An 18,875-nucleotide genomic window follows, 5' to 3' on the forward strand; every position below is an offset into this window, starting at 1 on the left:
CTGCTGATTCCTTCCCTCTTCGCCCTGCCAGCGGGTCACGCCGGCAGCTTGAAGTCGGCAACCGAGCGGCGCAGGTCGGCCGCCAGCTGTGCCAAATGACCGATCGACTCGGCGGTCTGTCCCGCGCCCTGCGAGGTCTGGCCGGTAATCTGACGAATCACGCCCATGGTGCGGGTGATGTCCGATGCGGCCGACGACTGCTGCTGGGCGGCGATGGAGATGTTCTTGATGAGGTTGTTTAGCGCGTTGGACACGCGTTCGATTTCAGTCAGTGCGGTGCCGGCGTCCTCGGCCAGGCGCGCACCGGACACCACCTCAGCGGTGGTCTGCTCCATCGAGCTGACCGCTTCGTTGGTATCGGCCTGAATCGCCTGGACCAGGTTTTCAATTCGGCGGGTCGCACCGGAGGTACGTTCTGCCAGGCGCTGCACTTCGTCGGCCACGACCGCGAAACCGCGACCGGCTTCACCGGCCGAAGCGGCCTGCACAGCGGCGTTCAGTGCCAGGATGTTGGTCTGCTCGGAAATGTCGTTGATCAGTTCCACGATCGAGCCGATTTCCTGCGAGGATTCACCCAGGCGCTTGATGCGCTTGGAGGTTTCCTGGATCTGGTCGCGGATCTGGTCCATGCCCTGGATCGTTTCGCGCACCACGCCGGCACCTTCGGCGGCGATGACCACCGAGCGCTGTGCCACGTCGGCCGACTCGGCCGAGTTGCGCGACACCTGTTCAATGCTCGATGCGATTTCGCCGATCCGGTCCGACGCCGAGGTGATCTGGTTGGCCTGGTGGCCCGCCGCTTCCGCCAGCTGCATGGCAGTGGCCTGGGTTTCCTGGGTCGACACGGCCACCTTGGCCGAGGTGTCGTTGATGGTGGTCACCAGGTGGCGCAGTTCGTCCACGGCGTAGTTGATTGCGTCTGCAATCGCGCCGGTCATGTCCTCGGTCACCGACGCTTTCACGGTCAGGTCGCCTTCACCCAGCGAGCTGATTTCGTCCAGCAGCCGCATGATCGCCTGCTGGTTGCGGCTGTTGAATTCCACCTGGGTCTGGTAACGCAGTTCCTGCTCGCGCGAGCGGCTGCGCACCGAGCTGCTGACGAAGCCGATGATGGCGATCAGCGACAGCGCACCGGACACCACGCCCAGCCAGAAATTCGGGAACACGCGGGTATCGCGCACCGAACCGAACGAGGAGAAGGCGTCGAACAGCTTCTTGCTGTCGTCCAGCATCTTGGCCGAGCCGCCGGTCAGGGCCGCCGCCGAGGACTGCGCCGCGAACAGCTGGCGCGAGCTGGCCAGGATCGCGTCGGCGTCCTGCTTCATGGTGTCCCACTGCTTCTGCGACTGCTCCAGCGCGGCCAGCGCGGCCGCATTGCGGACCGGGGCGATGCCCAGTTCCTCGTTGCCGTTGCGCAGCGCTTCCAGCACCTGGGTGAACACCACCGAGTCGCGCGCCAGTGCGTCACCTGCGGCGGCCGCATTGGTACCGCCGGCGCGCATTTCCGTCACGCGGCGGGCCATCGAGCCGATCACCACCACCTGCTGCAGCGCGTTGTACACCTGCGAAGCGGGAGCACCGCTGGCGGACATGGCACGCACCACCTCGTTCAGCTGTGCCTGCAGGGCGGGCACGCCGTTGACGAAGTTGTTGGCGTTGCCGGCCAGGGCCAGGACGGCCGGTTCGCTGGCGACCAGCTGGGCGGCGCTCTTGCCGAGCGGCTCCCAGGTCTGGGTCAGCTGGTTCAGCGGACCAGAGACAGTGGTCACACTGCCGTAGCGGCCCTGCAGGCTGCTGACGGTGCTTTCAATGCGCGACTTGGTGTCCTTGAACGCGGTGAACGCCTGCGCGTTACCCGAGACCGCTTCTCGGCCCTGGTTGGCGAGCTGCTGGGAGAGCACCTGCAGGTCGGCTGCGCCGGTACTGGCACCGGCCAGACGGCTGCCCTGCCAGGTCGCCACGCCGGTGTTCACACCGAATGCGAGCATCGACAGGGCCAGCAGGCCAAGCCAGAAATTGGTTCCCACCGTGCCCAGTTTGCCGGCCTTGGCGGTTTCCGAAGAAGTACTCATCGTTCAACCTCGATCTTCAATGCAGTAAGGAAGGCAGCAGCGATCAGGCCGCGGCCTGCCTGAATTCGGGGGTACGCGACAACAGGGACAGCGAGAACACGCCCCAGTCATGACCGTCGCTGTGGAAAGCCTTGTCGACGAAGTGCGCGTAACGGCCCTCGGCCAGATCGCCGATGGCGGTGTCCTGGCCCTGGTCGAAACTGCGCTGACCGAACAGCTCGTCGATGGTTAGTGCCACGTCGCCGCCGGCCTGACGCATGATCAACACGCGCTGGCCTTCCTGCTGGACGGTGCGTTCGCCTTCCAGGAAGCAGCGCAGGTCAACCACGGGGAACAGGTTGCCGCGCAGGTTGCCGACGCCCAGCAGCCAGGGGTGTGCGCCCGGCACCGGGGTCACCGGCGGCATCGGCACGATTTCGACGACCTCGCGGAAGTCGGATACCAGGCGGCGGGCACCGACCCGATAGCCCACGCCACGCCACAGGTCCTGGGCGAACTGGCGTTCCGGCAGCTGGACCGCATGGGCCAGGCTGCGTCGTTCGTATGCTTCAAGGATGTCGAAGGGAGAGCGCATCAGGACACCAGTTCATTGATCCGCGCGATCAGTTCTTCTTCGCGCGGCGGCTTGACCATGTAGTCGCTGGCCCCCTGGCGCAGCCCCCAGGCCCGGTCAGTGTCCATGGCCTTGGTGCTGACGATGATCACCGGGATGTCCTTGGTGGCCTCGTCGCGCTTGAGCCCACGGGTGGCCTGGAAACCACTGATGCCAGGCAGGACGACATCCATGAGGACCAGCTGCGGTGCGCATTCGCGCACCAGCTTCACGCCGTCCTCGGCGTTGTCTGCGACCAGTACTTCATGCCCGGCCTTTTCAAGCCATTGCGTGAACACCGCCCGGTCGGTCGGTGAATCCTCGATCAGAACGATACGAGCCATTGTGCCTTTCCCCCCTGGCCAGGCGTTTACGTATGTGCGGATGGCACCCAGCAGTTCTTCCCGCGTGAAAGGCTTGGTCAGGTACTGCTCCGAGCCCACGATGCGCCCACGCGCCTTGTCGAACAGGCCGTCCTTGGAGGACAGCATGATCACCGGCGTGGATTTGAACAGCTGGTTGCCCTTGATCAGCGCGCAGGTCTGATAGCCGTCAAGGCGCGGCATCATGATGTCCACGAAGATGATCTGCGGCTGCTGGTCGGCGATCTTGGCCAACGCCTCGAAACCATCGGTCGCGGTCACCACCTCGCAGCCTTCGCGCTTGAGTAGTGTTTCAGCGGTCCTGCGTATGGTCTTCGAATCGTCGATGACCATGACTCTCAGCCCTGCGAGTTCCCCACCCGCAGCCATGTTTTCAGTCATTACCTTTCCCCGAGCGCGCGACGCTTGTGCCTGGTGTTTCGACGTCGCTGCGAAAGCGTATCTATATCCCACCGGGCCTCCGGCATCAAGGGTCTGTCGTGCAACCCAAGCCACTCGCGCCCCCGCCCGACCGTAGCACCCCAGAACTGCGCAAACCGTGAAGACGGCAAACGCAGCGTTCCGCCCAGTCAGGGAAGCCGGGCACCCCCGATTGAAGCTACCATCAGCGCCTGCCCGCCAGGTTGCGACCATGCCGTTGAATGTCATTGTGGTGATGGACCCCATCGCCCACATCAAGATCGCCAAGGACACCACGTTCGCCATGTTGCTGGAGGCCCAGCGCCGCGGCCATGCCCTGCACTACGTCAGCCCCGGTGGCCTGGCCCTGCGCGACGGCGTTGCCGTGGCCCGCACCGCCCCGCTGCAGGTCCGCGACGACAAGGCCGACTGGTTCACGCTCGGCGAGTTCAGCCAGACCACGTTCGGCCCCGGCCAGGTGGTGCTGATGCGCAAGGACCCGCCGGTCGATGCCGAATTCATCTACGACACCCAGGTGCTCGCGGTGGCCCAGCAGGCCGGTGCCCTGGTCGTCAACGATCCGCAGGGGCTGCGCGACTACAACGAGAAGCTCGCCGCCCTGCTGTTCCCGCAGTGCTGCCCGCCGACCCTGGTCAGCCGCCGCCATGCCGACCTCAAGGCGTTTGTGCTCGAACACGGCCAGGCGGTGCTCAAGCCGCTGGACGGCATGGGCGGGCGCTCGATCTTCCGTAGCGGCACCGGCGACCCGAACCTGAATGTGATCCTGGAAACCCTGACCGACGGCGAGCGCAAGCTGGCCCTCGCGCAGAAGTTCATTCCGGACATCACCGCCGGCGACAAGCGCATCCTGCTGGTCGACGGCGAGCCGGTCGACTATTGCCTGGCCCGCATCCCGCAGGGCGACGAGTTCCGCGGCAACCTGGCGGCCGGCGGACGCGGCGAAGGCCGTCCGCTGAGCGAGCGTGACCGCTGGATCGCCGCCCAGGTCGGTCCGGAAATGAAACGCCGCGGCATGCGCTTCGTTGGTCTGGACGTGATTGGCGATTACCTGACCGAAGTCAACGTCACCAGCCCCACCTGCGTGCGTGAACTGGACGCGCAGTTCGGCCTGAACATCGCCGGCACCCTGTTCGACGCCATCGAGGCCGGCCTGCCGCGATGACTGCGACAGCTGCCCCCCTGCTGCCCCACCAGACGCGTGAGTCGCAACGACTGGGAGCCACCCTGGCGCTGTCGGCACTGGTCCACGGCCTGGTGATCCTCGGGGTCGGCTTTGCCGTCGCGGACAAGGCCGCGCTGGTGCCCACGCTGGATGTGATCTTCAGCCAGACCCAGACCCCGCTGACTCCCAAGCAGGCCGACTTCCTCGCCCAGGCCAACCAGCAGGGCGGCGGCGAACACGACACGGCACAGCGCCCACGCGACAACCAGGCCGGCATCGTGCCGCAGCCGCAGGCCGGGCTGTCGCCGATACCGCAGCAACGGCAGGACGCGGCCCGTCCGCCGCCGCCGCAGGCACGCGTGGTGTCGACCCGCAACAGCCCGGACACCGTGGCCGATGCGCAGCCGCAACCCCTGCCCGAAGAGCCGCGGCCGGACGCACCGATGACCGCGCGCGAGCAGCGGGACGCGGACATGGCGCGGCTGGCCGCCGAAGTACACCTGCGCTCGGCGCAGTACGCCAAGCGTCCGAATCGCAAGTTCGTCTCCGCCAGTACCCGCGAGTACGCCTACGCCAACTACCTGCGGGCATGGGTGGATCGCGCCGAGCGTGTGGGCAACCTGAACTACCCGGACGAGGCGCGGCAGCGTCGGCTCGGGGGCCAGGTGGTGATTACCGTCGGGGTGCGTCGCGACGGCAGCGTGGAAAGCGCGCGCGTCCTGCGCAGCAGCGGCACGCCGCTGCTGGATGAAGCGGCGCTGCGCGTGGTGCGGCTGGCACAGCCCTACCCGCCGCTGCCCGAGAGCAAGGACGACGTGGACATCCTGCAGGTCACCCGGACCTGGATGTTCCTGCCCGGCGGCGAGTTGCGCGACGACCGCTAGGGAACGATTACCCCTGCTTCGCCGCCCGTGCGGCCTGCTGTTCGACCAGGGTCAAGGCGACGTTGTTGCGCAGATACGCCGGTTCCACCCGTTCCGGCGCGGTGACCTCACCGCGCGCGAACATCGGCACCGCCAGCGCCAGCACATCCGAAGCGCGGGGCAATGCCTGCGCCTCCACGCCCTCCAGCTGCCCGGCCAGACGTGCAGCGAGCAGCCCCTCGGCGGCGGCGAAGCCGGTCCCCACGCCGAACCAGCGACTGCCCTCCGGCAGATCCACCGCCTCCGGGGCACACACAACTTCCTCGCCCTGCAGCTGCCACGCGCCGTCCACCCGCACCTGGCGGGCCACGTAGACCTCGCCCATGCGCGCATCGATGCTGGCCAGCACCTGGTCGTGTCCTGCGGGTGCGCGCAGCGCCAAGGCCTGCAGGGTCGATACCGGAATCAGGGGCCGGTCCAGCGCCAGTGCGATGCCCTGCGCAATGGCAATGGCCAGACGCACGCCGGTGAATGCGCCCGGACCCCGGCCCAGGGCGATCGCGTCCAGCTGCGAGCGCGCCACCCCGGCCTCGGCCAGCACCGCCTCCGCCCAGGGCAGGCTGAGTTCGGCATGGCGACGCGGAGCCAGTTCGAACCGCTCATGCACCTCGCCATCGACGTAGACGGCAACGGAACAGGCTTCGGTGGCGGTTTCAAAGGCAAGCAGTTTCATGGGCGCAGCGGGTGAACTCAGAACAGGGAGGTGGGAAACGGAGCATCGTCAGCCGACACGGCCAGCGGCTGCGGGTCGTCATCGGCAGGCCGCCATTGTGGCGCAAAGAAGGCCTGGACATCGGCGAGCAGGCGGGTGCGGCGGAACGGCGGCAGCGAGTCCATGAAGATGCGGCCATAGCCCCGCGTGGTCAGACGCGGATCGCACAGCACCAGCACGCCGCGATCAGACTCGCTGCGGATCAGCCGCCCCACCCCCTGCTTCAGTGCGATCACCGCCTGCGGCAGCTGCTCGTCGCGGAAAGGATTCCCCCCTTCGCGGCGGATCGCCTCCAACCGTGCCTCGAACACCGGATCATCCGGTGCCGCGAAGGGCAGTTTGTCGATCACCACCACGCTGAGCGCGTCGCCGACCACGTCCACGCCCTCGCGGAAGCTGGCAGAACCGAGCAGCACACCATTGCCGGATTCACGGAAACGCTGCAGCAAGGTCGCACGCGGAGCCTCGCCCTGCACGAACAACGGCCACGGGGCATCGCGCAACGCTTCGGCGGCCTCACGCAGCGCACGGTGCGAGGCAAACAGCAGGAAGGCGCGTCCACCCGACGCTTCCAGCACCGGGGTCAGCGCGGCGATCAACGCGGTACCGAAACCACGCGCGGCCGGGTCCGGTAGGCCTTCGGGCAGATAGCACAGCGCCTGGCGCTCCCACTCGAAGGGGCTGGGCTGCAGCAGGGTGATCGGATCATCCAGCCCCAGCCGCTGGGCGATGTGTTCAAAGTGACCATCCACGGTCAAGGTCGCCGAGGTGAACACCCACGCCGCCAGCGAACGCTGGCGATGCTCGCGCAGCGGGCCGGACACGTCCATGGGCGTGCGCTGGCATCGGAATCCACGCGGGGTGAGTTCATACCACAGCACATCGGCAGCGGCCGGCGCATGCGCCGGGTCGGCGTCGAAGTCCAGCAGCGGCAGGTCATCTCCCAGCCAGCGCGACAGCCGCGACACCGCCTCCTGCGCGCGTGCATGGCAGGCATCCAGCCCGGGGGAAGCCTCGCGCACACCGTCGAGGGTATCGCGCAGGATCACCAGCGCGCTCATCGCGGCATCGAAACCCTCGCGCACCTGCGGCACGGCCAGCGCCCGCCATTGGGTGCCGCGTGAGGGCATGCCCTCCATCGCCCCGCGCAGGTCGCGCAGGGTCTGCTCCAGTGTTGCCGCTGGTGCCTGCAGGGCGGCCTGTGCACCGCCGACGCTGCGGCTTTCAGCCAGGCAGTCACGGGCCAGTTCCTGCCAGGGGCGCATGCCAAATCCTTCACCGAAGAAGTTGGCAGCCAGCTCGGGCACCTGGTGGGCTTCATCGATCACGAACGCCTGCGCACCCGGCAGGATTTCGCCGAATCCTTCCTGCTTCAGGGCCAGGTCGGCCAACAGCAGGTGATGGTTCACCACGACCACATCCGCGGCCTGGGCGCGCTGGCGCGCCTGCACGACGAAACAGTCGGACCAGAACGGACACTCGGTGCCCAGGCAGTTGTCCACCGTGGAGGTCACCATCGGGAACAGCGGCGAGTCCTCCGGCAGCGCATCAAGCTCGGCCATGTCGCCGTGCCGGGTGCGCCCGGACCAGGCCAGGATGCGCTGGAACTGGGCGACCTGCTCGGGGTTGCTGAAACGGGGTTCGCCGCGTGCCTGCTGCAGGCGATAGCGGCACAGGTAATTGGCGCGCCCCTTCAACAGCGCGCTGCTGTGGCCCACTCCCAGCGCGGCGCGCACGCGGGGTAGATCGCGGTGATAGAGCTGGTCCTGCAGCGCGCGGGTGCCGGTGGAGATGATGATCTTCAGCCCGGAAAGCAACGCCGGCACCAGGTAGGCGAAGGTCTTTCCGGTTCCGGTGCCGGCCTCGGCCAGCAGCACGTCACGCTGCTCGAACGCGTCTGCGATTGCTGCGGTCAAGCGCAGCTGCGCAGGCCGTGCGACAAACGCATCCAGATGGCTGGCAAGCGTACCGCCCTCACTGAGGGCTTCGCTGCTGGCGTGGGCAAGACCGATCATGCGGTCATTGTACGACCCGTGGTTTCAATACCGCTTGATGCCCGGCACCGTGCAGCCCTCGATCTGGGCATGCGCGGAAACCGCGTTTTCCTGTTCGCCCCGGGCCAGACGGGACTGTTCGATGGTGGCCCAGTGACGGCGGCACAGCGGACCGGTCTTTGAGCCCATATCCACCGCCTTGCGGGCCAGTACCTCCGCCTGTGCCCAGTCGCCCTGCAGCAGGGCCACCTCGGCGCGCTCCTGCAGGACCGCCGGGTCCCCCTCCGACACCTGCAGTGCCTGGTCGAGCGCCTGCGCGGCCCCGGCCAGATCGCCGGCCTGGCGCTTGCCCTGCGCCACGACGCGCAGGTCTTCGACCCCACCGTCGCGCAGCGGCTGCACGTCCAGCTCGGTGTCGTCCTTGCCCGCGGCCGCCTCGACCGCCGCCAGGCGCTGCGCAGGTGACGTAGTGTCAACCGGCTTGACCGGCGCGGTCGAAGACACGCAGGCGGCCAACACCAGTGAAGTGGCGACAGCGAGAATTGAATGACGGAGCGGAATCATATGCAGCAGCCTCTAAGACGGCTCAACGAGCCGGGGGAGTGGCCGCCGGGGTGGCGGCGGCCGGCTCAGGTGCCGGCTCGGGTTTCTTGTCCAGTCCAAACCAGCTGCGCCAACCGCCGCCTTCGCTCTGTCCTTCGCCGCCCTCGCCTTCTGGCAGGCTGGGTGGCGTGCAGGCGGCGTAGGCCGGCGCGTAGCCCACCACGAACGGGAAGCGACGCGCGCCCGGACAGGCTTCGTCGGTGGCCGCCATGCCGCCGGCTTCGACCGGCTGCCAGTCCAGTCCCTTGTTGTTGACCTTCAACGGCGCGGTGGGCAGGCGACTGAAGATGCCCGACCACACCCGCATCGCACCGGTGGCACCAAACAGACCAGTCTGCTCGTTCTGGTCATTGCCCATCCAGACCACCGCCAGGTGGTCCCCGGTGTAGCCGGCATACCAGCTGTCGCGGCCGTCGTTGGAGGTGCCGGTCTTGCCCGCGGCCTGCAGACGGCTCAAGCCGTCGGCATTGAGGCGCTGCGCGGTGCCACTGGAGACCACCTGCTGCAGGCCGATGCTGATCAGGTTGGCCGCGATGGAATCGCCTTCCTGGGCCGGGGCCGGCGTCTTGTCGTAGCGCTTGAGCAGCTTGCCCTGCGGGTCCAGCACGCCGCGCACCGCATGCAGCGGCTGGATCTCACCGCCGGAGGCCAGGAACTGGTACAGCTGGGCCATCGCATAGGGGCTCTGGTCGGTCGAGCCCAGGATCACCGACGGATTGCTGTCCGCCTTGAGTCCGGCCAGCACGTGGATCAGCTGGGTGACACGCTCCGGCCCGACCTGCATGCCCACGCGCACCGTGGCCTGGTTGTAGGAATGCGCCAGTGCATCGACCAGACGCACCGTGCCGTGGCTGCGGTTGTCCGCGTTGCCCGGCGTCCAGCGCTTGCCGCGGCTGAGCTGCACGGTCACCGGCGAATCGTCGACGAAGGTGGCCAGCGAATATTTGTCCGGCTGCGCCAGCGCCAGCAGATACACGAACGGCTTGAGCAGCGAGCCGACCGGGCGCTGTGCTTCGATGGCCCGGTTGAACCCGGGTTCGGCCACGTCACGGCTGCCGACCACCGCCAGCACGTCACCGTTGTGCACGTCGGTCAGCACCAGGCCCGCCTGCAGTTCCGGACGGCGCTTGTTCTCCAGCGACTTGATCGTCCGGGTGACCGAGCCTTCGGCATACGCCTGGGCCGAGGGCGACATGCCGGTCATGACGCTCAGTCCGGCTCCCTGCAGGACCGATTCGGGGTAGTCATGGCCCAGCTGGCGACGCACCAGGTCCACGTAGGCCGGGAAGCGGTTGGCGGCGATCAGGCCCGGCGTTTTGGGCACGCCCAGCGGAGCCTTCATCGCGCGCTGCAGCTCTGCGTCGTCGATCAGGCCGTTCTCGTGCAGTTTGCCGAGCACGAAGTTGCGACGATCCAGCGCACGCTCGGGGTTGCGGCGCGGGTCGTAGTAGGACGGTCCCTTGACCAGCCCGATCAGCAGCGCGATGTGCTCGGTATTGAGCGAGGAAAGGTCGCGCCCGAACCAGAACTCGGCGCCGGAGGACATGCCATGGATGGCCTGGCTGCCACGCTGCCCCAGGTACACCTGGTTGAGGTAGGCCTCCAGGATGGTGCGCTTGTCGTAGCGCGCTTCCATGATCAGCGCGTACAGCACCTCGTTGAACTTGCGCGTGACCGTCTGCTCCTTGCCGATCCCGAGCAGCCCGCTGCGGGCCAGCTGCTGGGTCAGCGTGGACGCACCCTGCCGGCTCTGCCCACCCGAACGCACGGTGACCCATATGGCGCGGACGATGCCGCTCAGGTCGATGCCGTGGTGGCGATTGAAGTCCTTGTCTTCCACGGCCTGCAGGCCGGTGACCAGCAGCTCGGGCGTCTCTTCCAGACGCACCAGGCGGCGTTCTTCCTGCTTCTGGCCGTACAGGGTGGCGATGCGCGCCGGATCCAGGCGCGCGGCTTTCAGGGCCTTGCGGCTGGCGGCATCGCGCAGCGAGGCAATCTGCCCACCGGACACCGTCAGTTCGACCCGGCGCGGAGCGACCGGGCCGTCCACGTCGTTGTAGCCACGGCTGGAAATGACAAAGCGCCCACCGTTCTGGCTGAACGTCGCCGGCGAGGTACCGGTACCGTCGTCGCGGTACGCCGCGGCCGCCAGCTCGGTCTTCAGCGTCTGCACGTCCATGGCCACACCTGGGGCCAGCACCAGCGGCCGCGCATACACGCGGGTGGGGATCTGCCAACGCAGCTCACCGAAACGCTGGGTGACCTGGGTGTTCAGGTACACGGTGTACGGGATCAGAAAGCCCAGCGCCAGCGCAAAGGCCGCCATGCCCCAGGTGATCAGACGACTGCGCCAGCGCGGCCAGCGGCTTTCGGTGTCGTCGTCAAACGCGTCAGTGTCGTCGGAATCGTAGCGTGGGGGCACGGGCATGCAAGAATGTAAATGTCGGGCGAGTCTAGCGCAGCCACGGTGGCGCGCGTGTTCCCGGCCTGTTCCCCGCTTAAGCTGGAGTTGTAACGGGATGTCGATGTCCTTGGCCGATGCACGCTACTTCCTGAACCGCATGATCGGTCTGTTCCGGCGCAGCCTGGACAGCCTGCGCACGCGCGGCTGGCGGGCCACCTGGCAGCGTATCCGTGTGCATACCCAGCCCCTGCCCGCCCTTCGCGGACCCGCGCTGTATCTGCCCAGACAGGCACCTTTCACGCCGTTCAGCGTTCCGTTCGATCCTGAACCGCTGGTCAGCATCGTGATCCCGGTCTACAACCACGTCGACCACACCCTGGCCTGCCTGCGCGCGCTCGCCGCGCACCCGCCGCTGGCCCGCTGCGAAGTGCTGGTGGTGGACGACGGCAGCAGTGACCTGACCACCGAATGGATGCCACAGATCCAGGGCCTTCGCTACGAAGTGCGCGAACGCAACGGTGGCTTCATCGAGGCCTGCAATGACGGCGTGGGCCGATCACGCGGCCAGTATGTGGTCCTGCTCAACAACGACACCGTGCCGCAGCCCGGCTGGCTGGATGCGTTGCTGGACACGTTCTCCAGCTTGCCCGCGGCGGGCCTGGTCGGCGCACAGCTGATCTATCCCGACGGTCGCTTGCAGGAGTCGGGCGGCGTCCTGTTCCAGGACGGCAGCGCATGGAGCTACGGTCGCTTTGAGTCCACCGAAGATCCCCGCTACAGCGCCCTGCGCGACGCCGACTACTGCTCCGGCGCGGCGATCATGCTGCCGCGTGCGTTGTGGGACCAGCTGGGCGGCTTCGACGTGCGCTACCGCCCGGCCTACTACGAAGATACCGACCTGGCCTTTGCCGTGCGTGCGGCGGGCCACCGCGTGCTGGTGCAGCCTGCCAGCCGTGTCGTGCATGACGAGGGCACCAGCAACGGAACCGACACCGGCAGCGGCATCAAGGCCTACCAGGTGCGCAATCGCGGCGTGTTCGCGCAGAAATGGGCGACCACGCTGGCCACCCATCCCGCGCCCGGCAGCGTGCCGTCGCCGGCCTTGCTGCACCGTCACCAGCGCCAGGTCCTGATCCTGGATGAGGCCGTTCCGCAACCGGATCGCGATTCCGGCTCGCTGCGTCAGTTCAACCTGATCCGCATGCTGATCGCGGCCGGTCTGCACGTGGTGTTCGTGCCGACCCGCCGCGAGCATGCCGGGGCCGCCACCGAAGCCCTGCAGCGGCTGGGCGTGGAGGTCTGGTATGCGCCGTTCCTGCAGGGCATCGGCCCCTGGCTGCGCGAACATGGCCCGCGCTTTGCCGTGGTGATGATGGTCCGCCATCACGTCGCCAGCGAATGCCTGCCCTTGCTGCGCAGCTATGCACCTGCCGCGCGGCGGGTGTTCGATACCGTGGACCTGCATTATCTGCGCGAGCGCCGTGGGGCCGAACTCGCCAACGATCCAGGCCGGCTGCGCATGGCCGAACGCACGCGCGAACGCGAACTGGCGGTCATGGCGGACTGCGACATCACCGTGCTGGTCAGCGAAGCCGAGCGCGTGCAGTTGCAGGCCGATGCCCCACAGGTGCGGGTGGAGCTGATCTCCAATCTTCACGAAGTGGCCGGCGCAGGAGCGTCTTTCGCACAGCGCCGCGACCTGGTGTTCGTGGGCGGCTTTGCCCACCCACCGAACGTGGACGGCATGACCTGGTTCATCGGCGACGTGTTCCCACTCATCCGCGCCGAACTGCCGGGCGTGCGCTTCCACTGCATCGGCGCGCACCCGCCGCCGGCGCTGCACGCGCTGGCCGCCGGCCAGCCCGACGTGATCATCCACGGCTTCGTGCCCGTGGTGACGCCGTACATGGACGAGGTCCGGATCGCCGTGGCACCGCTGCGCTTTGGCGCGGGGGTCAAGGGCAAGGTCAACCTGAGCATGGCGCACGGCCAGCCGGTGGTGGCCACCACCTGCGCGGTGGAAGGCATGCACCTGCAGGACGGTGCCGATGTGCTGGTCGCCGATGATGCCCGCGCGTTCGCGGCAGCCGTGGTGCGTCTGTACCAGGACGAAGGGCTGTGGATGGCCCTGTCCAGCGCGGGGCTGCGCAACGTCGCCGAGCACTTCTCGGTGGATGCCGCCGGTGCCAGCGTGCAGCGCGTTTTCGTCGCGCCCTAGCCGACGCTGGCCTGGCGGATGCGGTCTGCCGCCTGCGGCGTCGTCATCGCGTGCCAGGTCTGCGGTTCTGGATGGAAGGGCCGCGGGTGCACCCCCAGCAGTTCGGCAAGGCGCTGGTTGTCAGCCACCAGGTCCTGTTGCAGTCGCGACACCGGTCCACGCATCCGCGGCCACGCCTTGGCCAGCAGGGTCAGCAGGCCTTCCGGCAGGTACGCCGGCAGCGTCGGCGTGCCGATGCTGCGGTGCACGCGCCGGAACATCTGCTGGTAGGTCAGGCGCTCGCCGCCGCCGATCTGCAGAATCTGGCCGGCAGCGGCGTCGCCTTGCAGCGCCTGCATGACCGCCAGCGCGATGTCGTCGGCATGCACGGGTTGGCGCAGCCCCTGGGCCATGGGAATGGGGAACACCCGGGTGCGCAGTGCACGTTGGACGAACGGGGTCAGGCTCCGGTCGATGCCCGCGCCGTAGACCAGCGTGGGGCGCAGGATCGTCCACTGCATGCCCAGGCGCGCGGCCTGAACGGCCAGATTCTCCTCGCCCTGCTGCAACAGCTTCACCAGCGCCTGTTCTGCCGGCTGCGCGGACCCCTGCTTGCTCAGCACACTCATGGAGCTGGTCACGATGATCTTGCGTGCGGGAGCCTGCTCCTGTCGTGCCAGCCAGTCGCCCCAGGCATCCAGCGGCGCAAAACTGACAATGGCGCTCCAGGGCTGCTCAGGTGCCGGTAAGGCACGCAGATCGGCAGCCCACCAGTCCACGCCCGGCTGTGCCGGCTGGGGATGGCGGCTTAACGCCACCACGGGGCGCTGCGCGGCCACCAGTCGTGCCAGCAGAAAGCGGCCGATCTGGTTGGTCGCACCTGAAAGAAGAACGGTCATGGAGGGCCAAAAACGACAACAGGCCCGCACTATCGCAAAAACACCTGCTCAGCGCAGCGCCCCGACGTCATGCAGGCGCTGCTGCAGCGTCTGGTACTCCGGTGCCGTCGGCGGTACGCCCAGCGCAGCGGCCTGCTGCAGCGCGCCTTGGGCAAAGCTGACCTCGCCTCGCCCGAGGCGCTCGCTGCCCAGGGCCAACCAGCGTTGTCCCAGGCGCAGGCGCGCGGTCGCGAGCGCGGCATCATCGCGTCCCAGCGCGCGCCACGCCGCCAGGCATTCACCGGCCGCCTGCACCCGGTTCTCGCGCAGGCGGTCCTCGAAACACTCGCGCGTGGCAGGCAGCAGCCGGCTCGCCGCCGCACGCACACGCGGGTCCTGCGGTGCCAGCGCCTGGGCCTCACGCAGGGCATCGTAGGCACTGTCGCCCGGCGGCGTCAGGAATCGCCCCTGCGCCTGCGCGTCGTTGAAACGCTCCAACAGCAACTGCAGCGTCTGCTCCCGACCGGCGCGCGGCGCGTTGCGGGTAGTGAGCGCACGCTGCGCGAGGCGTGCCTGCTGCAAGGCCTGTTGCGCGGTCTTCAGGCTGCTCTCGGCGGTGCCGAGCTCCCGCGCCTGCGCCAGCGCCTGCTCGGCGGGCCCAAAACGGAAATCGCCGGCCAGCCGGGTCGCCTCGGCCAGCAGCGCATCCCGGACCTGCTGCATCCCCTGCTGCGCGCTGGCCTCGTCTGGACGGGCCGCCAGCACGGCCTGGTAATGTCCGGCGGCACTCTCGAGCCGCCCAGCACGCAGTGCCTGTCGGCCCAGCAGTAGACGCCGTTCCAGCGCGCCGTTCAGCGCCGCCTCGCTGGCCGGCAGATCGACATGCCCGGCGTCGAACAGGCGTGCCCGCTGCAGCAGCGGCGCAGCCCGCGCGACATCGCCCGCATCGGCCGCGGTGCGCGCCTGCAGCAGCAGTTCGGACAAGGCATCCTCACGCCCTTCCAGCGCCCGCAGGTGCGTCGGGGCCAGCGCCAGCACCTGTTGGAACAACGGCAGGGCGGTGTCCGCGCTGCCGTCCAGCCTGCCCGCCTGCAAGGCCGCTTCGGCCCGTCCGAGCAGCACGCCAAAGCCGGCACCGGTGTGCTGCCGCGCGCGCAGCAGCTGCGCCACCGCATCAGCGTCACGCTGTGGAACCTGCAGTTCGCGCGCCAGGTCCAGTGCCCGCTGCGCCGCGTCCAGATCGTCGGCCTGTACGGCGATGCGGGCCTGTTGCAACGCGGCCTGGCCAGTACGGGCCAAGCCGCTTCGTGCCTGCGGCCGGTCGTTATCCAGCGCCAGCGCGGCCTGATACCACTCCCGCGCGCCGGTGCCGTCTGCAGCGCTCAGCCGTCCCGCCGCCAGCGCGCGATCCCCCCGATCCAGCAGTTGCTCCACCTGCGGCTCATTCCAGAACCAGTTGGCCAGCGGCGCACGTAGCACCACCAGCAGCAGGAACACGGTCGCCGCCGCCAGCAATGCCCAACGCCAGATCCTTCGCGCGTGCCACGCCTGGACCCACCACCAGCGCCCCTCGCGACGCACGCGACGCAACGCGGCCTGGGCAGCGTCTTCGTGCGATCCGGAAGGTGGGCGGCTCATCCGTTGAGCCTAGCGCTGTTCACGTGAGTTCAGCCTAGACGTCGCACGTCATTGACCCCGGGCAAGGCATCAAGCTTGCCCAGCAGCGTGGCGAGCTGGCCGTAATCGCTCACTTTCAGGCGCAAGCGCAGATGCGCGCGCCCGCTGTTGCGCACGTTGTCGCTATGGATGTCCAGAACGTAGGCGTCTTCCTGCGCGATCAGGTTGGTGATGTCTTTCAGCAGCCAGCGCCGGTCCACCGCATTGACCACCACGTCGACCTCGTAGCCACCGCCCGCCTGCCCCCACTCCACCGGCAGGATCCGCTGCGGGCTGGCGGCCTGCAGGCGGGCCAGTGCGGCACAGTCGGTACGGTGAACGGTGACGCCGCGGCTGCGGGTCAGGTAACCCACGATGGGTTCGCCGGCCACCGGCTGGCAGCAGCGGGCCAGCTGGACCAGCAGGTTGCCCACGCCTTGGACGGTGAATTTGGACTTGCCCAGGTTTTCACGCCGCGCGGTGGGCCGTGGCAGCGTGGGTGCGACCGGCTGCGATGCAGCGCGCTCGGCTTCCAGCAACGCGCGGCTGACCTGGTGCGGCCCGGTATCGCCGAGTGCCACCTGGATGTACAGGTCATCCACGCTGTCGGCATGGAACTTCTTCGCCGCCACGCCGAGATCGGCATGCTGCAGTCCCAGCCGCTTCAACTCGCGATCGAGCAGTTCGCGACCGGCCTGTACGTTGCGCGCCCGATCGAGCTTGTGGAACCAGTTGCGCACCTTCTCGCGCGAACGGTTGCTGGCCAGGTAGCCATTGGCCACCAGCAGCCAGTCACGGCGCGGATCGGCTTCCTTGCCGGTCAGGATCTCGACCCGGTCACCGCTGCGCAGGCGATAGGTCAGCGGCACGATGCGTCCATTGACCTTCGCCCCGCGGCACCGGTGACCCACCATGGTGTGCACGTGATAGGCGAAATCCAGCGGGGTGGCTCCCTGAGGCAGGTCCATCACCTCATCCTTGGGGCTGAGCGCGTAGACCCGGTCTTCGGTCAGCTCCGCGTCCAGCGCGCCGGCCAGTTCGGCCCCCTGCCCTTCCTGCGACTGCTCCAGCAACTGGCGCATCCAGGTGATCTTGCGATCAAACGCCTTCTCGGCCCCCTTGCTGCCTTCCTTGTAGCGCCAGTGCGCGGCCACGCCGAGCTCGGCCTGCGCGTGCATGTCGTGGGTGCGGATCTGGACCTCGATGGTGCGCCCCTCCGGCCCGATCACCGCGGTGTGCAGCGAGCGATAGTCGTTGGCCTTGGGGCGTGCGATGTAGTCATCGAACTCGCTGGGCACCGGCACCCACAGCGAATGCACCACGCCCAATGCCGCGTAGCAGGCCGCCACGTCCTTCACCATGACCCGCACGGCGCGGATGTCGTACAGCTGGTCAAACGCCAGCCGCTTCTTCTGCATCTTCCGCCAGATGCTGTAGATGTGTTTGGGCCGCCCGCTGACCTCGGCCTCGATGCCCTGCGCAGTCAGTTCACGCGACAGCGCCTTCTTGACCGACTCGACGTAGCGTTCGCGGGCCAGACGGGTTTCGTCGACCTCGCGCGCGATCCGCCGGTAAGTGTCCGGCTCCAGGTGACGGAATGCGAGGTCTTCCAGCTCCCACTTCAGCTGCCAGATGCCAAGGCGATTGGCCAGCGGGGCGTGGATGTCGCGGGTGAGCTGGGCCAGCGCACGGCGCTCCTCCTCCGGCTGGCGATCGGCAGCGCGCATCCGCGCGAGTTGTCGCGCCAGCAGGATCGGCACCACCCGCAGGTCGTGGATGATCGACAGCAGCAGGCGACGCAGGCCCTCGCTGTTGCGTCCGGCTTCGCGGCCCGCATGCAGCGCCCAGACCTGGTCCGCCGCATCCAGGCCATCCAGCAGCCCGAGCACGGCCGCCTTGTGCTCGCCCAGCGGAAGGCCGTCCAGGCCGGCGCGCAACCCGGGCAGGTCGAACAAGATGGCGGCGAGCAACGCACTGTCGTCAGCGGACAACAGCGACAGGGCGTCGACCGTGTCGGCCAGCACCGGCCAGGGGGCCTGTTGGGCCGGGTCCACCCCTTCGCTCTGCCAGCGCTGCAGCAGCGCCGCGCGCAGAGGCGGCGACAGGGACGCCGCCGACGGTCGGTTCAACAAGGCATCCAGGCCGGGGACAGAAGCGCGGTTCACAGCATCATGCAGACAGGACAGAGGCCTCTACACTAGCGCTCCGACCGTTGCCGGACAATCAAAACACGCGCATGAGCTGATGCCGCCAGCGCGGCAGGACGTATGCGATGATCCGTTTTCCCCGCGCTGGGCTGGGGTCATCGGAGAAAGTTCATGCGTGTTTCCCGTTTGAAGGTGTTGGCGTGTGCCGCCGTTCTGTTGAGCTCGGCAGCGCCGGTGCTGGCGCAGCGCACCATGGAAGGCGACCTGCAGCAGCAGATGACCCCGGCAGAATTCAAAGCTGCCGGGCTGGACAAGCTCAGCCCGGCCGAACTCAGCGCGCTCAATGGCTGGTTGCAGGGCAAGGTCGCTGCGGTGACCGCTGACGTGCGTGAACAGGTCCGCGAAGCGGCGCGCGAGGAAGGCCGTCAGGAAGTGATCGGCAAGAGCCGGGGCTTCTGGGATTTCGGCAGCAAAGAGCCGATTGTCAGCACCCTGCAGGGCGATTTCCGCGGCTTTGGAAAAGGCCAGCGCTACCTGCTCGCCAACCAGCAGGAATGGGAGCAGAGCGACGACGTCAGCCGCTCCGGCTACCGCAAGAGCAATCCGGCGGTCTCGATCACCCCCGGCTTGATGGGGGTCTGGTACATGGAGATCGACGGCGTCAACACCCGCGCCAAGGTCCGCCGGATCAAGTAATGCCGCATCGCCGTCGCGCACCGGCCGGGTGCGCGA

14 protein-coding genes and 1 pseudogene are annotated in these 18,875 nt (G+C 68.0%); 4 read left to right on the top strand and 11 right to left on the bottom strand.

Translation table 11 applies throughout. The features are described from left to right. Positions 1-35: 35 nt before the first annotated feature. From QMX83_RS07650 to QMX83_RS07665, 4 genes and pseudogenes are all read right to left on the bottom strand, one after another. Entirely contained in the window at positions 36-2,072 is a 2,037-nt protein-coding gene (locus tag QMX83_RS07650) for a methyl-accepting chemotaxis protein (protein ID WP_282296028.1), read from the bottom strand. 43 nt (positions 2,073-2,115) lie between these two features. Beyond that, complete coding sequence (locus QMX83_RS07655; RefSeq protein ID WP_282296029.1) at positions 2,116-2,646, bottom strand: chemotaxis protein CheW; 531 nt, start codon at positions 2,644-2,646, stop codon at positions 2,116-2,118. Further along, positions 2,646-3,008, bottom strand: coding sequence for a response regulator (locus QMX83_RS07660; RefSeq protein ID WP_282296042.1), 363 nt, complete (start codon positions 3,006-3,008; stop codon positions 2,646-2,648). The genes QMX83_RS07655 and QMX83_RS07660 overlap by 1 nt, the downstream gene beginning before the upstream one ends. 21 nt (positions 3,009-3,029) lie before the next feature. Next, positions 3,030-3,428 (bottom strand): annotated as a pseudogene (locus QMX83_RS07665) (response regulator); the annotation flags it as partial. A 250-nt stretch (positions 3,429-3,678) separates the two neighbouring features. Here QMX83_RS07665 and gshB point away from each other — a divergent pair. Both gshB and QMX83_RS07675 read left to right on the top strand, forming a co-directional pair. Continuing rightward, complete coding sequence (gene gshB / locus QMX83_RS07670) at positions 3,679-4,629, top strand: glutathione synthase (protein WP_282296030.1); 951 nt, start codon at positions 3,679-3,681, stop codon at positions 4,627-4,629. Then, the gene (locus QMX83_RS07675) at positions 4,626-5,513 is read left to right on the top strand and encodes an energy transducer TonB (RefSeq protein WP_282296031.1); all 888 of its coding nucleotides are present in this window, start codon (positions 4,626-4,628) and stop codon (positions 5,511-5,513) included. The genes gshB and QMX83_RS07675 overlap by 4 nt, the downstream gene beginning before the upstream one ends. Positions 5,514-5,520: 7 nt before the next feature. Here the strand turns inward: QMX83_RS07675 and tsaB are convergent, their stop codons facing one another. From tsaB to mrcB, 4 genes are read right to left on the bottom strand one after another with little or no spacing between them, the layout of a single operon-like run. Beyond that, positions 5,521-6,225, bottom strand: a complete 705-nt coding sequence (gene tsaB, locus QMX83_RS07680; RefSeq protein ID WP_282296032.1) for a tRNA (adenosine(37)-N6)-threonylcarbamoyltransferase complex dimerization subunit type 1 TsaB — start codon at positions 6,223-6,225, stop codon at positions 5,521-5,523. Between the two features lie 17 nt (positions 6,226-6,242). Next, complete coding sequence (locus tag QMX83_RS07685; RefSeq protein WP_282296033.1) at positions 6,243-8,279, bottom strand: ATP-dependent DNA helicase; 2,037 nt, start codon at positions 8,277-8,279, stop codon at positions 6,243-6,245. Positions 8,280-8,303: 24 nt separating this feature from the next. Next, a complete protein-coding gene (locus tag QMX83_RS07690) occupies positions 8,304-8,822 on the bottom strand; it encodes a tetratricopeptide repeat protein (RefSeq protein WP_282296034.1) in 519 nt (172 codons plus the stop codon). Between the two features lie 22 nt (positions 8,823-8,844). Continuing rightward, on the bottom strand, positions 8,845-11,283 hold the full coding sequence (mrcB, locus tag QMX83_RS07695) for a penicillin-binding protein 1B (RefSeq protein WP_282296043.1): 2,439 nt from the start codon (positions 11,281-11,283) through the stop codon (positions 8,845-8,847). A gap of 97 nt (positions 11,284-11,380) precedes the next feature. Between mrcB and QMX83_RS07700 the strand changes: the two genes are divergently transcribed. Then, on the top strand, positions 11,381-13,483 hold the full coding sequence (locus QMX83_RS07700) for a glycosyltransferase (protein WP_282296035.1): 2,103 nt from the start codon (positions 11,381-11,383) through the stop codon (positions 13,481-13,483). Here QMX83_RS07700 and QMX83_RS07705 read toward each other — a convergent pair. From QMX83_RS07705 to QMX83_RS07715, 3 genes are read right to left on the bottom strand one after another with little or no spacing between them, the layout of a single operon-like run. Beyond that, positions 13,480-14,361: an NAD-dependent epimerase/dehydratase family protein gene (locus QMX83_RS07705; RefSeq protein WP_282296036.1), complete on the bottom strand. Its 882-nt coding sequence runs from the start codon at positions 14,359-14,361 to the stop codon at positions 13,480-13,482. The two genes, QMX83_RS07700 and QMX83_RS07705, sit on opposite strands and share 4 nt — an antisense overlap. Before the next feature lie 48 nt (positions 14,362-14,409). Further along, positions 14,410-15,978: a hypothetical protein gene (locus tag QMX83_RS07710; RefSeq protein WP_282296038.1), complete on the bottom strand. Its 1,569-nt coding sequence runs from the start codon at positions 15,976-15,978 to the stop codon at positions 14,410-14,412. A 29-nt stretch (positions 15,979-16,007) separates the two neighbouring features. Then, the gene (locus tag QMX83_RS07715) at positions 16,008-18,161 is read right to left on the bottom strand and encodes a bifunctional (p)ppGpp synthetase/guanosine-3',5'-bis(diphosphate) 3'-pyrophosphohydrolase (RefSeq protein ID WP_282296039.1); all 2,154 of its coding nucleotides are present in this window, start codon (positions 18,159-18,161) and stop codon (positions 16,008-16,010) included. 153 nt (positions 18,162-18,314) lie between these two features. Here QMX83_RS07715 and QMX83_RS07720 point away from each other — a divergent pair, with 153 nt between their 5' ends. Beyond that, positions 18,315-18,839 carry a hypothetical protein gene (locus tag QMX83_RS07720; RefSeq protein ID WP_282296040.1) on the top strand — a complete coding sequence of 175 codons (525 nt, stop codon included), beginning with the start codon at positions 18,315-18,317 and terminating at the stop codon, positions 18,837-18,839. Positions 18,840-18,875: the final 36 nt, after the last annotated feature.

Source organism: Stenotrophomonas sp. PS02289, from assembly GCF_029960115.1.
Lineage (GTDB): Bacteria > Pseudomonadota > Gammaproteobacteria > Xanthomonadales > Xanthomonadaceae > Stenotrophomonas.

What these genes read in the sequence shown, in the direction of transcription:
- QMX83_RS07650 (WP_282296028.1), bottom strand. Translation starts at nt 2,072, where the DNA reads ATGAGTACTTCTTCGGAAACCGCCAAGGCCGGCAAACTGGGCACGGTG.
- QMX83_RS07655 (WP_282296029.1), bottom strand. Translation starts at nt 2,646, where the DNA reads ATGCGCTCTCCCTTCGACATCCTTGAAGCATACGAACGACGCAGCCTG.
- QMX83_RS07660 (WP_282296042.1), bottom strand. Translation starts at nt 3,008, where the DNA reads ATGGCTCGTATCGTTCTGATCGAGGATTCACCGACCGACCGGGCGGTG.
- gshB (WP_282296030.1), top strand. Translation starts at nt 3,679, where the DNA reads ATGCCGTTGAATGTCATTGTGGTGATGGACCCCATCGCCCACATCAAG.
- QMX83_RS07675 (WP_282296031.1), top strand. Translation starts at nt 4,626, where the DNA reads ATGACTGCGACAGCTGCCCCCCTGCTGCCCCACCAGACGCGTGAGTCG.
- tsaB (WP_282296032.1), bottom strand. Translation starts at nt 6,225, where the DNA reads ATGAAACTGCTTGCCTTTGAAACCGCCACCGAAGCCTGTTCCGTTGCC.
- QMX83_RS07685 (WP_282296033.1), bottom strand. Translation starts at nt 8,279, where the DNA reads ATGATCGGTCTTGCCCACGCCAGCAGCGAAGCCCTCAGTGAGGGCGGT.
- QMX83_RS07690 (WP_282296034.1), bottom strand. Translation starts at nt 8,822, where the DNA reads ATGATTCCGCTCCGTCATTCAATTCTCGCTGTCGCCACTTCACTGGTG.
- QMX83_RS07700 (WP_282296035.1), top strand. Translation starts at nt 11,381, where the DNA reads ATGTCGATGTCCTTGGCCGATGCACGCTACTTCCTGAACCGCATGATC.
- QMX83_RS07705 (WP_282296036.1), bottom strand. Translation starts at nt 14,361, where the DNA reads ATGACCGTTCTTCTTTCAGGTGCGACCAACCAGATCGGCCGCTTTCTG.
- QMX83_RS07710 (WP_282296038.1), bottom strand. Translation starts at nt 15,978, where the DNA reads ATGAGCCGCCCACCTTCCGGATCGCACGAAGACGCTGCCCAGGCCGCG.
- QMX83_RS07720 (WP_282296040.1), top strand. Translation starts at nt 18,315, where the DNA reads ATGCGTGTTTCCCGTTTGAAGGTGTTGGCGTGTGCCGCCGTTCTGTTG.